This window comes from Achromobacter sp. FW305-C-30-7 (assembly GCF_058783105.1).
In genome coordinates this window covers 1-13,359 of sequence record NZ_JBYSYI010000012.1, presented here as the reverse complement: position 1 = coordinate 13,359, position 13,359 = coordinate 1, and the positions used below count along the sequence as shown (strand labels likewise).

At 67.2% G+C, this 13,359-nt stretch carries 14 protein-coding genes; 13 read left to right on the top strand and 1 reads right to left on the bottom strand.

Annotated features, from left to right (window positions below):
* The first annotated feature begins 69 nt into the window (after window positions 1-69).
* From fliF to fliR, 13 genes are all read left to right on the top strand, one after another.
* Window positions 70-1,731, top strand: a complete 1,662-nt coding sequence (gene fliF / locus AC3WOB_RS27885; protein WP_492276844.1) for a flagellar basal-body MS-ring/collar protein FliF — start codon at window positions 70-72, stop codon at window positions 1,729-1,731.
* Complete coding sequence (fliG, locus tag AC3WOB_RS27880; RefSeq protein ID WP_013393414.1) at window positions 1,721-2,731, top strand: flagellar motor switch protein FliG; 1,011 nt, start codon at window positions 1,721-1,723, stop codon at window positions 2,729-2,731. Before fliF ends, fliG begins: the two co-directional genes overlap by 11 nt.
* Complete coding sequence (fliH, locus tag AC3WOB_RS27875) at window positions 2,724-3,467, top strand: flagellar assembly protein FliH (protein WP_013393413.1); 744 nt, start codon at window positions 2,724-2,726, stop codon at window positions 3,465-3,467. The genes fliG and fliH overlap by 8 nt, the downstream gene beginning before the upstream one ends.
* Window positions 3,464-4,948: a flagellar protein export ATPase FliI gene (gene fliI / locus AC3WOB_RS27870; RefSeq protein ID WP_492276843.1), complete on the top strand. Its 1,485-nt coding sequence runs from the start codon at window positions 3,464-3,466 to the stop codon at window positions 4,946-4,948. The genes fliH and fliI overlap by 4 nt, the downstream gene beginning before the upstream one ends.
* Window positions 4,941-5,390 (top strand): flagellar export protein FliJ, encoded by a 450-nt coding sequence (gene fliJ, locus AC3WOB_RS27865; protein WP_013393411.1) that lies wholly within the window; start codon window positions 4,941-4,943, stop codon window positions 5,388-5,390. Before fliI ends, fliJ begins: the two co-directional genes overlap by 8 nt.
* Window positions 5,391-5,414: 24 nt before the next feature.
* Window positions 5,415-6,794 carry a flagellar hook-length control protein FliK gene (locus AC3WOB_RS27860; RefSeq protein WP_492276842.1) on the top strand — a complete coding sequence of 460 codons (1,380 nt, stop codon included), beginning with the start codon at window positions 5,415-5,417 and terminating at the stop codon, window positions 6,792-6,794.
* 173 nt (window positions 6,795-6,967) lie between these two features.
* Window positions 6,968-7,594: a flagellar basal body-associated protein FliL gene (fliL, locus tag AC3WOB_RS27855; protein ID WP_041653456.1), complete on the top strand. Its 627-nt coding sequence runs from the start codon at window positions 6,968-6,970 to the stop codon at window positions 7,592-7,594.
* A 2-nt stretch (window positions 7,595-7,596) separates the two neighbouring features.
* Window positions 7,597-8,604 (top strand): flagellar motor switch protein FliM, encoded by a 1,008-nt coding sequence (gene fliM, locus AC3WOB_RS27850; protein WP_013393408.1) that lies wholly within the window; start codon window positions 7,597-7,599, stop codon window positions 8,602-8,604.
* Window positions 8,597-9,133 carry a flagellar motor switch protein FliN gene (fliN, locus tag AC3WOB_RS27845; RefSeq protein ID WP_492276841.1) on the top strand — a complete coding sequence of 179 codons (537 nt, stop codon included), beginning with the start codon at window positions 8,597-8,599 and terminating at the stop codon, window positions 9,131-9,133. The genes fliM and fliN overlap by 8 nt, the downstream gene beginning before the upstream one ends.
* 10 nt (window positions 9,134-9,143) lie before the next feature.
* Window positions 9,144-9,467 carry a flagellar biosynthetic protein FliO gene (fliO, locus tag AC3WOB_RS27840; RefSeq protein ID WP_013393406.1) on the top strand — a complete coding sequence of 108 codons (324 nt, stop codon included), beginning with the start codon at window positions 9,144-9,146 and terminating at the stop codon, window positions 9,465-9,467.
* A gap of 27 nt (window positions 9,468-9,494) precedes the next feature.
* A complete protein-coding gene (fliP, locus tag AC3WOB_RS27835) occupies window positions 9,495-10,286 on the top strand; it encodes a flagellar type III secretion system pore protein FliP (RefSeq protein WP_013393405.1) in 792 nt (263 codons plus the stop codon).
* Between the two features lie 17 nt (window positions 10,287-10,303).
* Window positions 10,304-10,573 (top strand): flagellar biosynthesis protein FliQ, encoded by a 270-nt coding sequence (fliQ, locus tag AC3WOB_RS27830; protein ID WP_008163193.1) that lies wholly within the window; start codon window positions 10,304-10,306, stop codon window positions 10,571-10,573.
* Between the two features lie 34 nt (window positions 10,574-10,607).
* The gene (gene fliR, locus AC3WOB_RS27825) at window positions 10,608-11,396 is read left to right on the top strand and encodes a flagellar biosynthetic protein FliR (RefSeq protein WP_492276840.1); all 789 of its coding nucleotides are present in this window, start codon (window positions 10,608-10,610) and stop codon (window positions 11,394-11,396) included.
* A gap of 53 nt (window positions 11,397-11,449) precedes the next feature.
* Here the strand turns inward: fliR and AC3WOB_RS27820 are convergent, their stop codons facing one another.
* The gene (locus AC3WOB_RS27820; protein ID WP_013393403.1) at window positions 11,450-13,045 is read right to left on the bottom strand and encodes a methyl-accepting chemotaxis protein; all 1,596 of its coding nucleotides are present in this window, start codon (window positions 13,043-13,045) and stop codon (window positions 11,450-11,452) included.
* Window positions 13,046-13,359 lie beyond the last annotated feature (314 nt).

Here is a 13,359-nt window from a genome sequence, read left to right as displayed (position 1 = left end):
CATGTGTAATCTGCCCTACCCAGACATGAAGTCCCATCTCCAGCTCCGCGTGGCCAGCGGGGGCCGCCAATGAACCAGCAGGCCACCCTGAGTTCGTCGCTGCTGACGAAATTCCCCGCACTGGAGAAGGTGCGCGCGCTACCCAAGCCCATTCTGCTGGGCGCGGCAGCGGCGCTCGTCGCGGTCATCGTCGCCGTGGCGATGTGGAGCAGCGAACCCAAGTACAAGGTGCTGTTCTCGAACCTGGACGACCGCGATGGCGGCGCCATCGTGGCGGCGCTGGGGACGATGAACGTGCCCTACCGCTACAACGAAACCGGCACCGCCGTGCTGGTTCCGGCCGACCGCGTGTACGATGCCCGCCTGCAGCTGGCGTCCCAGGGTCTGCCGCGCGGCGGCTCCGTCGGCTTCGAACTGATGGACAACGCCCGCTTCGGCGCCAGCCAGTTCACGGAACAGATCAATTACCAGCGCGGCCTTGAAGGCGAGCTGGCGCGTTCGATCGAAGCCATGCACACCGTGCAGCATGCCCGGGTGCACCTGGCCATGCCGCGCCAGTCGCTGTTCGTGCGCGAGCGCCAGGCCCCAACCGCCTCAGTGCTGCTGAACATGCATCCCGGCCGCAGCCTGAGCGACGCGCAGGTCTCCGCGATCTCCTGGCTGGTCGCCTCGAGCGTCCCCGAACTCACCGCCGAAAACGTGTCCATCGTCGACCAGAACGGCCGCCTGCTGTCGGCGCCGATGGGCGAAGGCCGCGGCATGGACGCCGACCAGATGCGCTTCGTGCGCGAAATGGAACAGCGCACGGTCGAGCGCATCCTCACCATCCTCAATCCGCTGGTAGGCCCGGGCAACGTCCACGCCCAGGCCAGCGCCGACGTCGACTTCGCCCGCCGCGAAGAAACCTCCGAGGTCTACCGCCCGAACCAGGAACCCGGCCAGGCCGCCGTGCGCAGCCAACAGACCAGCGACTCCTCCCAGCGCGGCGTCAACGCCGCCCAGGGCGTGCCCGGCGCGTTGTCGAACCAGGCACCGGCCAATCCGCAGGCCCCAATCGCCAACCCGCCGCAACCCCAGCCGCCCCGTCCCGGGCAGCCGCAGCAGCCCGCCAACGCTCAGCAGCAGACCGGCACGCAAGCCGCCACCGGCAACCTGAACGAACGCCGCGACGCCACCACCAACTATGAAGTGGACCGCACCATCAGCCACATCAAGCAGCCGGTGGGCAACCTCAAGCGTCTGTCGGTGGCCGTGGTCGTCAACTACATGCGCGACAAGGACGGCGAACTGCAGCCCCTGCCGCCTGAAGAACTGAACAAGCTGACCAATCTGGTGCGTGAAGCCATGGGTTACTCCGAGCCCCGCGGCGACTCGCTCAACCTGGTCAACAGCCAATTCAACGACGGCCCGCCGCCGGTGCCAATGTGGCGCGATCCGGAAATGATCTCGCTGTTCAAGACGATCCTGGCCTGGCTGGTCGGTGGTGTGCTGGCGCTGTGGCTGTACCGCCTGCTGCGCCGCACGGTGGGCGACTACCTGTACCCGCCGGTCGATCCGGAACAGGCTGAAGCCGAGCGCGTCGAAGCGGCGCGCGAGGCCCAGGACGCGGCCCGCGCCAAGGAAGTGGACCGCTACCAGGACAACCTGGAACGGGCCCGCACGATGGCCAACAAGGATCCGCGCGCCGTTGCGATGGTTCTGCGCACCTGGATGAGCAAAGATGAAAAATGATTCCACTCCGCTGGACGGCATGACGCGCAGCGCCGTCCTGATGATGTCGCTGGGCGAGGACGCCGCGGCCGAGGTCTTCAAGTACCTCGGCGCCCGTGAAGTGCAGCAGGTCGGCGCCGCCATGGCCAGCCTGAAACAGGTCACGCGCGCCGACGTGGCCGTGGTGCTGGAAGAATTCCGCCAGGAAGCCGACCAGTTCATGGCCGTCACGCTGGGTTCCGACGACTACATTCGCACCGTCCTGACCAAGGCGCTGGGCAGCGACCGCGCCGCCGGCCTGATCGAAGACATCCTGGAAGCCGGCGAAGGCGGCAGCGGCATCGACGCACTCAACTGGCTGGATCCGAACACCGTGGCCGAACTGATCGGCGACGAACACCCGCAGATCATCGCGACCATCCTGGTGCACCTGGAGCGCGACCGCGCCGCCGGCGTGCTGGCGTTGCTGACGGACCGCCTGCGCAACGACGTGATGTTGCGTATCGCCACTTTCGGCGGTGTGCAGCCCGCGGCGCTGTCCGAGCTCACCGAAGTCCTGAACTCGGTGCTGGCCGGCCAGGGCGCAAAGCGCAGCAAGATGGGCGGCGTGCGCACCGCGGCCGAGATCCTGAACATGATGAACTCGGCCGAGGAAGAAACCGTGGTCGCCAGCCTGCGCGAGCGCGACAGCGATCTGGCGCAGAAGATCATCGACGAGATGTTCGTCTTCGACAACCTGCTCGACGTCGAGGATCGCGCCATCCAGCTCATCCTCAAGGAAATCGACAACGACACGCTCATGGTCGCGCTCAAGGGCGCCCAGGAAGAGCTGCGCGCCAAGTTCCTGCGCAACATGTCCAGCCGCGCCGCCGAAATGCTGCGCGAAGACCTGGACGCGCAAGGCCCGATCCGCATGTCCAAGGTCGAGGCCGAACAGAAGAAGATCCTGCAGATCGCGCGCCGCCTGGCCGAGAGCGGCCAGATCGTCCTGGGCAACCAGGGAGACGACGCGTATGTCTGAAGTGGACAGCGGCGCCACGGCGCTCATCTCGCGCAGCGCCGCCTGGCGGCGCTGGCAGATGCTGTCGTTCGACCAGCCCGCAGTCGTCGAGCCGGAGCCCGAGCCCGAACCCGATCCGGGTCCGGACCCCGAGGTGGTAATGGCCCAACTGCGTGCCCAGGCGCTCGCCGAAGGCCGCGACGAAGGCCATGCCCTGGGCCATGCCACCGGCCTGGAAGCCGGTCAACAGGCGGGATACGAAGCCGGCCTTGCCGCTGGCCGCGAGCAAGGCTACGCCGAAGGCCTCAACCAGGCCCGCGAGCAAGGCGCCGCGGAAGCGCAGCGCCTGCACGCGCTGGTCGAGGCCTGCGCCGCGTCCCTCGGCTCGCTCGAAGAAAAAATGGGCCAGGGCCTGCTGACCCTGGCGCTGGACATCGCCCAGCAGGTCGTGCGCACCACGCTCGCCGAGCAGCCGGACACCGTGGTCAGCGCCGTGCGCGAAGTGCTGCACATCAATCCCACCGCCGGCGGCCAGATGCGCTTGTGGGCCAACCCCGAAGACATCGAACTGATCCGGCTGCACCTGGCGGACGAACTCAAGGAAGGCCATTGGCGCGTCCTCGCCGATGAGTCGATCTCGCGCGGCGGCTGCCGTGCCGAAACGCCCTACGGCGACATCGACGCCACCTTGCAGACGCGCTGGCGCCGGGTCGCGGCCTCGCTGGGCCGCAACGTGTCCTGGGAGGAGCCGGCGTGAGCCCCAATCCGGCCCCCGCCCTGCCCGGCCAGCCGGCCGCGACTGCTGTGCCGGTCATCGACCGCTGGCAGACCCAGCTGCAGATCGGCTCGATCCGCGCCGCCTCGACCGACCCCTGGCTGGTCAGCGGCAAGATCACGCGCGCCACCGGCCTGGTGCTGCACGCGACCGGCCTGCGCCTGCCGGTAGGAGCGGCGGCCCGCATTGAAATCGCCCGCGGCCACGACCATTGGGCGGACGCCGAAGTCGTCGGCTTCGACGGCCACACCCTATATCTGATGCCGCAAGCCGACATTTCCGGCTTGCCGCCCGGCGCGCGCGTCGTGCCTGGCGAACCTCCCGTGCAGCGCCAGATCCCACTCCCGCGCAAGGCCGAACTGAACGGCAACGCCAAGCCGCAGCTGGGCCGCCACCTGCCCGTCGGCAACGCCTTGCTGGGCCGGGTGCTGGATGGCGCAGGCCGGCCGCTGGACGGGCTAGGTCCGCTCACGGGCGCCGAACTGGCGCCCCTGTCCGCCCAGCCGATCAACCCGCTGTCGCGCGCGCCCATCGACACGGTGCTGGACACGGGTGTGCGCGCCATCAACGGCCTGCTCACGGTCGGTCGCGGCCAGCGCATGGGCCTGTTCGCCGGTTCCGGCGTCGGCAAGAGCGTGCTGCTGGGCATGATGGCCCGCTATACCAAGGCCGACGTCATCGTCGTCGGACTGATCGGCGAACGCGGCCGCGAAGTCAAGGAATTCATCGAACACAACCTCGGCCCCGAGGGGCTGGCGCGCTCGGTGGTGGTGGCCGCGCCGGCCGACGTGTCGGCGCTGCTGCGCCTGCAAGGTGCCGCCTATGCCACGCGCCTGGCCGAGCACTTCCGCGATCAGGGCCTGGACGTGCTCCTGATCATGGACTCGCTGACCCGCTATGCCATGGCGCAGCGCGAAATTGCCCTGGCCATCGGCGAGCCGCCCGCCACCAAAGGCTATCCTCCCTCGGTCTTCGCCAAATTGCCGATGCTGGTCGAACGCGCCGGCATGGGCGCGCCTGGGGCCTCCGGCAAGGCAGGCTCGATCACCGCGTTCTACACCGTGCTGGCCGAAGGCGACGATCAGCAGGATCCTATCGCCGATTCGGCCCGCGCCATCCTGGACGGCCACGTCGTGCTGTCGCGCCACCTGGCCGAAGCGGGCCATTACCCCGCCATCGACATCGAAGCGTCGATCTCGCGCGCCATGACCTCGCTGATCACACCCGAGCAGTTCGCCGTGGTGCGCCGCTTCAAGCAAAGCCTGTCGCGCTTCCAGCGCAACCGCGACCTGATTGCGGTGGGCGCCTACGCCGCCGGCAACGATCCGCAGCTGGACGAGGCCATCGCCCGTTATCCGCGCCTGGAAGCCTTTCTGCAGCAAGACATCGGCGAAAACGTCGGCTACGAAGCCGCCGTCAGCCAGTTGCGCGCCAGTTTCGAATTGAGGGACGCTTATGCCTAGCCAATTGCCTTTGGACATGCTGATCAACCTGGCCAAGGAAAGCACGGACGAAGCCGCGCGCCTGCTCGGCAGGCTCGGCGCTGAACGCACCAACGCCGAGCGCCAATTGTCCATGCTGCACGACTACCGCCAGGACTACCTGGAGCGGCTGCAGCAGGCCATGACCAGCGGCATGTCGGCCAGCGATTGCCATAACTATCAGCGCTTCATCAGCACGCTGGACGACGCCATCAGCCAGCAACAAGGCGTGCTGCGCCAAGCGGACGACAACCTCGCGAAGGGCCGGCTGTACTGGCAACAGGAAAAGCGCAAGCTCAACTCCTACGACGCCCTGGCGCAGCGCGAGTTGCGCGCCCAAGCGGTGGTCGAATCGCGCCGCGAACAACGCGCCAATGACGAATACTCCGCCCGCCTGGTCCAACGCCAGACCGGCATGCATTAAGCAATACCTCACAGGAAGCCCCAGATGAACGCTCCCCTGCCCTCGATCGCGCCCACTGCGCCGCCCTCGATCGCCGACGCGCTTGGCGCCAAGGCCGCGCCCGTAAACAAAAAGGGTCCCAGTTTCTCCGACGTGCTGGCTCAGCAGCGCCCCGCACAACAGCGGCCGAACCAGGCCGCCGACGCGCGCCCGGCCAGGAACGGCGCCAAAACGCCTGCCGACAGCCAGAATTCCGGCGACCCCGCCGCCCGCGCTGAAGGCGCCGCCGCCAGCGCCATCGACCAGGCCGTGCAGACCGCCACGCAGGCCGAAGCTGGCGCGCTGGCAGTCGCCGCAACGCAACCGGCCGTCATCCTGCCGCAGCAAGCCCTGGAGATCGCAACCCAGGCCGCCGAACAAGTACAGCTCGCGCGCGGCAATGCCGTCGCCGCCGCCGCCGCGATGAGCAGCGGCGCCGCCGTCCTCACTGCCGCCCTGAATGCCGCCGACGTCGCGCCCGCGACGCAGGCCGCTACGGCTGCGGGCGCTGGCGCCCTCACCGCCCCGCAGGCCGAGGCCGCCGCCGCGCTTGCCGCGCGCGACGCCGAAATCGCCGTGCCGGTCATCACTGCGGCAGTCAAGCCCGGCACCGACGCCCCCGCCGCCACGCAAGCGCCGGTCCGCGCCCCGGCCGCCGCCGCGCCGGTCAAGACCGAAGCGCCGCGACTCACCGCGGAGGTCGCGCTGCCTCGTCCCGCCCGCGATGCGCGCGCCGAACCCGGCCACGCCGCCTTGCCCGAGGACGCCGACGACGCGTCGCCGCAGGCGCTGGTCAGCGCCGAACAACAGTTCCAGGCGCCCCAGCATGGCGGCTCCGCCCAGGACCACCTGGCCCAGGCGCTGGCCGCCACCACCCAACGCCAGCCTGCCGCGCCGATTACCAACCAGACCGCCATCGCCGCCCCCGTCGTGCCGGTCGTGCTGCAGGTCGCCACCCCGGTTGGCGGCACTCATTGGGGCACCGAGCTTGGCCAACAGGTCGTCATGATGAGCCACGGCGCGCGCCAGGGCATGCAGACTGCCGAACTGCGCCTCGATCCGCCCGATCTGGGTCCGCTGCGCGTCAGCCTGAACCTGACGGACGGCGTGGCCAGCGCGTCGTTCGTGTCGGCCCACGCCTCGGTGCGCCAAGCCATCGAAACCGCCCTCCCGCAACTGCAACAGGCGCTGGCCCAGGCCGGCATCTCGCTGGGCCAGACCAGCGTGGGCGAACAAGCCGCCCAACAGGAGTTCGCGCAACAGGGCGGCAACGGCTCGCAACGCCATGCCGGCGGCGGCCAGACAGGCGCCGACAGCGTGGCAGAAGCGCCCGCCGCAGTGACGGTCGCGCGCAACGCCAATGCGCTGGTGGACACCTTCGCCTGACAAACAAGCGCACCACCGCTCGCGGCCATGGCTGCGGGCGGCGCAGCAATAGCTTGAGATACGCGGCTTTCGCCCTGTTTTTCGCCTCCAAGCCGAGGCGGCATTTGGGGCAGAATGCTTTCATCCACTAAGAACCCGTTTTCATCAGCGGCAAAACACGCATCGACACCGAGATGGCGACTTCCAAACCTTCACCCATGCCTGCGCGCGGCGCGCCTTCTTCCCGCTCTGGCGGCATGGGCCGTATTCTTCGCCCCCTGCTGGCGATTCTGGTGCTGCTCATCGTGGCCGCGGCCAGCGCCGGCGCAACCTGGTTCATCACCCAGCGCATGCAGCCGCAAAGCAGCGCAAACGTGCAACTCGGCGTCGGCCAGGTGCCAGCCGGCGAACCTGGCCAACCCGGCCAACCGGGCCAACCCGCTCAAGGCCCGCAGGGCACCCCGACGACCTTCGTCGCGCCGCCGGCCAGCCCGATCGCCGTGCCCGCTCCGATCTTCGTGCCGATCGAGCCTTTCACCGTCACGCTGCAAAACCCGGACACGGAACGCATCATGCACGTGGGCCTGACGCTGCGCGTGAGCGACGAGCAGACCCGCACGCGTCTCGAAAAGTACATGCCTGAAGTGCGCAGCCGCATCCTGATGGTGCTGTCGTCGCAATCGCCCACCGGCGTGCAGACGCAGCAAGGCAAGACCGACATGGCCAACGCCATCAAGCAGGCCGTCAATCGCCCCTTCTCGCCCCTGCCGGACGGCCAGTACGTCACCGACGTGCTGTACACGGCGTTCGTGGTGCAATAAGCATGGCCTACGAGGCATTTCTTTCGCAGGACGAGGTTGATGCGCTATTGGCGGGCGTCACCGGCGAAAGCGACAGCAAAACAACCGCCACGGACCAGAGCGCCGGCGCCCGCGCCTACGACCTGAGTTCGCCCGAGCGCGTCGTGCGGCGCCGCATGCAGACGCTGGAGCTCATCAACGAGCGCTTCGCTCGCCAGATGCGCCACGTGCTGCTGAACTTCATGCGTCGCAGCGCCGATATCACGGTGGGTTCGATCAAGATCCAGAAATACGCGGACTTCGAGCGCAACCTGCCGGTGCCGAGCAATCTGAACATGATTCAGATGAAACCCCTGCGCGGCACGGCGCTCTTCACGTATGACCCGAACCTGGTGTTCCTGGTCATCGACAGCCTGTTCGGCGGCGATGGCCGCTACCACACGCGTGTCGAAGGCCGCGACTTCACCACGACCGAACAGCGCATCATCCGGCGCCTGCTCAACCTGACCCTGGAAAGCTACGGCAAGTCCTGGGACCCCGTCTACCCGATCGAATTCGAGTACGTGCGCTCGGAGATGCACACCAAGTTCGCCAGCATCACCGGCAACAATGAAGTGGTGGTCGTCACCTCCTTCCACATCGAATTCGGCGCGACCGGCGGCGACCTGAACATCTGCCTGCCCTACTCCATGATCGAGCCGGTGCGCGATCTGCTGACGCGCCCGCTGCAGGAAACCACGCTCGAGGAAGTGGACCAGCGCTGGGCGCAGCAATTGTCGCGCCAGGTGCGCAGCGCCGATATCGATGTGGTGGCGGAGTTTGCCCGCATCCCCTCGTCGATCCGCGAACTGATGCGCCTGAAGGTAGGCGACGTCCTGCCCGTGACCGTGCCCGAAACCATAGTCGCCAGCGTCGACGGCGTGCCGCTGATGGAATGCGGCTATGGCGTCTTCAACGGCCAGTACGCCCTGCGCGTACAGAACATGTTTACCCACGATACAGAATCCAACGAGGCCTCTGACCATGACTGACAAGAACGAGCCCGGTACCGGCTCGTCCCCGGCCGACGACTGGGCCGACGCGCTCGCCGAACAATCCCGCGCCAATCCGCCCACCCAAGCCGACGGCCTGAAGCCTCAGGACGACTGGGCCGCCGCGATGGCCGAGCAGACCGCCACGGCTGCGCCCGCTGCCGCGCCGGCTCCCGCTCCCGCAGCGCCAGCGGCACCCGCCGCGCAATCCGCGGCGCAATCCGTGTTCAAGCCTCTGGCCAGCGCGTCTGGCGGAACCGGCGCCGACATCGACCTGATCATGGACGTGCCTGTCCAGCTGACGGTCGAGCTGGGCCGCACCCGCCTGACCATCAAGAACCTGCTCCAACTGGGCCAGGGCTCCGTGGTCGAGCTGGACGGCCTGGCCGGCGAGCCGATGGACATCTTCGTCAATGGCTACCTGATCGCCCAGGGCGAAGTCGTGGTCGTGGAAGACAAGTACGGCATCCGCCTGACCGACATCATCACGCCGTCCGAGCGGATCAACCGCTTGAACAACCGCCGCTGATCCTGGCGTCATGGACGACTCCGCCCTCCTGCGCGTCATCATCGGCCTCATCCTGGTGGTGGCCGCCATCCTGGTTTCGGCCTGGCTGGCGCGCCGCGCGGGGCTGACCCCGCGCGGCGGCGGCAATCTGCTGCGGCAGGTAGCCAGCCTGCCGGTCGGTCCGCGCCAGAGCATCGTGGTGGTGGAAGTCGAGAACACCTGGCTGGTGGTGGGCGTCGGCCCGAACCAGCTCAACACCCTGCACACCCTGCCCGCCGGCCAATTGCCGGAGGCTTCGACCTTGCCCGCCGCCGCCTTCGCAGCCAAGCTGGGCCAGGCGCTCAAGCGCCGCTAGCGCTGCCGCGCCCTCCAAGCGATACCCATGAGTTTGCCCACTAGCACGACACCCGCCCGCGCCCGGCCAGGCGCGCTGCACCTGCTCGGCGCCGCGGCCCTGCTGGGCCTGGCCCTGTTTCCCGCAGGGGTCGTCGCGCAGGCCACCTTGCCTGCGCTGACCGCCACGCCGGGGCCTAACGGGTCCGAAACCTATTCGCTCAGCATGCAGACCCTGCTGCTGATGACGTCGCTGTCGTTCCTGCCCGCCGCGCTGCTGATGATGACGGGATTCACCCGCATCATCATCGTGCTGGGCCTGCTGCGCAGCGCCATGGGCACGGCCATGTCGCCGCCCAACCATGTCCTGATCGGCCTCGCGCTGTTCCTGACCTTCTATACGATGTCGCCGGTGTTCGACAAGATCTACACCGACGCCTATAAGCCGCTATCCGAGGGCTCGATCCAGTTCGAGGCTGCCGTGGAACGTGCGGCCGGTCCGCTGCGCACCTTCATGCTGCACCAGACGCGCGAAAACGATCTATCGCTGTTCGCCAACCTGGCCAAGCAGCCTGCCCTGGAAGACCCCTCGCAGGTGCCCCTGCGCATCCTGGTACCGGCCTTCATCACCAGTGAACTCAAGACCGCGTTCCAGATCGGTTTCACCATCTTCATCCCCTTTCTCATCATCGATCTGGTCGTCGCCAGCGTGCTGATGGCGCTGGGCATGATGATGGTGCCGCCGGTGACGGTGGCGCTGCCCTTCAAGCTGATGCTTTTCGTGCTGGCCGACGGCTGGAACCTGCTCATGGGTTCGCTGGCCCAGAGCTTCTATCAATAACCTGGAGGAGAATCGCCATGACCGCAGAAACCGTCATGACCATGACCTACCAGGCGATGAAGATCGTCCTGGCTATGGCCGGACCGCTGCTGCTCGTGACGCTGGTGGTGGGTCTGGTCATCAGCATCTTCCAGGCCGCCACGCAGATCAACGAAATGACGCTGTCCTTCATTCCGAAGCTGCTGGCCATGTGCGGCGTGCTGGTGCTGCTCGGCCCCTGGCTCATAGGCGTCATGGTCGACTACATCCGGCAGCTGATCGGCCAGATCCCCATGCTGGTGTCCTGAGCGGCCACAGCCGCCGGACCCCGGGCCTCTCCCCATGATTGCCTTCACGCTCGAGCAGCTCAACGGCTGGATCGGCCAGTTCCTCTGGCCGTTCGTGCGCATCCTGGCACTCGTGGGTACCGCCCCTTTGTTCTCCGAATCGCTGATTCCGATGAAGGTCAAGATCGGGCTGTCGTTCGTCCTGGCCGTCGCGATCAGCCCCGCGCTGGATCCCGTTCCTCCTATTGCGCCCGGTTCGTTCACCGGGCTGTGGATGGTCATGCAGCAAGTGTTGATCGGCATTGCGCTGGGCTTCACGATGCGCCTGGTGTTCGCCGCCGTGCAAACGGCCGGCGAATTCGTGGGCCTGCAGATGGGCCTGTCGTTCGCTTCCTTCTTCGATCCGAGCTCCGGCGCCAATACCGCGGTGCTGTCGCGCCTGTTCAACATCATTGCGATGCTGACATTCCTGGCGTTGGATGGCCATCTGCTGGTCTTGGCCGCGCTGGTACGGTCCTTCGATACCTTGCCTGTCGCCATGATTCAGCTACACCAGAACGGCTTTGGCGTCGTAGTGGAATGGGGCAAGACCATCTTCATATCCGGCCTGCTGCTGGCGCTGCCGCTGATCTGCGCGCTGCTGACCATCAACCTGGCCATGGGCATCCTGAATCGCGCGGCGCAGCAGCTGTCCGTTTTCTCGATCGGCTTTCCAGTGACGCTCATCATCGGCGTGACGATTCTGACTGTCGTGCTACCGCACGCGGGGCCTTTCCTGGAATCGCTGTTCGAATCCGGCTTCACCGCGATGAGCCGGGTCGCCGACGCGCTGGCGGGTAAATAGCGGCCCCGGCTGACGCCGAGCGCCGAGGCGATGCATGGCACCGCCCCGTCTCCTTACTGCTGGCCTGTAAGACGGAACACGCGGATCGTCTCGCGCAATGCGCCCGACTGGCTGCCCAGCTGCATGACGGCGCCGCCCAGGTCCTGGACCAGCGCGGTGTTCTGCACCGTCATCACATCCATCTGCGACACCGCCGTATCCACCTGCTCGATGCCGCTGGACTGCTCCTGCGACGCCTGGGAAATCTCGCCGATGATGTCGGTGACGCGGTGCACGGCGGCCACGATGTCCTGCATCGTCGCGCCGGCCTGCTCGGCCTGCTGGGAGCCTTCGGTCACGCGTTCCACCGAGTCCTCGATCAGGCCCTTGACCTCCTTGGCGGCCTGGGCGCTCTTCTGCGCCAGGCTGCGCACCTCGCCCGCCACCACGGCGAAGCCCTTGCCGGACTCCCCGGCGCGGGCCGCCTCGACCGCCGCGTTCAGAGCCAGGATATTGGTCTGGAAGGCAATGCCCTCGATGATGCTGACGATGTCGGCGATCTTGCGCGAGCTGTCCGAAATGCCGTGCATGGTGTTCACCACCTGCCCCACCGCCACACCGCCCTTGCGCGCCACTTCCATGCTGCTGGCCGCAAGCTGGTTGGCCTGGCGCGCATTGTCGGCGTTCTGCCGCACCGTGGAGGTCAGCTGTTCCATGCTGGCGGCAGTCTGCTGCAAGGACGCCGCCTGGCCTTCGGTGCGGCCCGCCAGCTCCTGGTTGCCGCGCGCGATATGCGCCGCGGCATGGGTCGTGCCTTCGATGCCGCGGTACACGTCCTGAGCAATCCCGATCAGGCTTTTGCGCATCACTTCAAGCGAGAACTTCAAGCTCCCGATCTCGTCATCGGAATCCGCCACGATCTGCGTGGTCAGGTTGCCCGCTGCGACTTGGCGCGCCATATTGGCGGCGTCCACCATGGGATCCAGCAGCGACCGGGACAAGCGCCAGCCCATGCCGAAGATGGCGATGACGCCCAGTGCGATGGCCGCGCAGCCGACGCTCGCGCCCCAAGTGCTCAGTTCCGCCCAGTTGGTCCGCAGGCCATAAAAGCCCGCGCCGGCGACGATGGCTGACGACAGCAGCGCATGGCGCAGCATGCGGCTGCGGACATTGCTGCGGAAAGCGAACGTCAGCACGTCCAGGCCACGGCGCCAACCGGCGCGCACCGGACGCCCGCGCAGGATGCGCACACCCCGGGCCGTACCCTCACGGATACGGGCATACAGGTCCTCGGCCATTTCGACCTGCTCTTCGGACGGCCGTACCCGCACCGAGGAGTACGCCACGACCTCGCCGTTCTCGACGATGGGCGTCGCGTTGGCCAGCACCCAGTAGTAGCCGCCGTCCTTGCGCCGGTTCTTCACCAGCCCCAGCCACGATTCACCCGCTTGCAGCGTCTCCCACAAATCTTCGTAGGCTTCGGGCGGCATGTCGGGATGGCGCACGATGTTGTGCGGCTTGCCGATGAGCTCTTCTCGAGAGAAGCCGCTGACTTCGACAAAGGCCGGATTCGCATAGACGATCCGGCCCTTCGTATCCGTGCGCGAGATCAAGTACTGATCCTCGCGCAGCTTGGTTTCTACATTGTGGACGGGTAGGTTGACGCGCACAGCTTGCCTCCGGGTACATCATGTCGGGCAGCGAATGAATATCGGCGAGCAAACCGGATCTGACGCCCCGCATAGACGTGTTCCCCCGCCAGGTTCGTCAAATTCGGGCCGGCACGGCCCCGATTTTCGAACACTGTTCACCGCCCTTTTCAGGCGTTATTGTTGTTAACGGCCAAATTTTCGAAAACTTAACGTGCGCACGAGTTCTGCGCGCGCCAAGGCGTAAAGCACATGGACCGGGGGGGGGGGGGGGGGGGGGGGGGGGGGGGGGGGGGGGGGGGGGGGGGGGGGGGGGGGGGGGGGGGGGGGGGGGG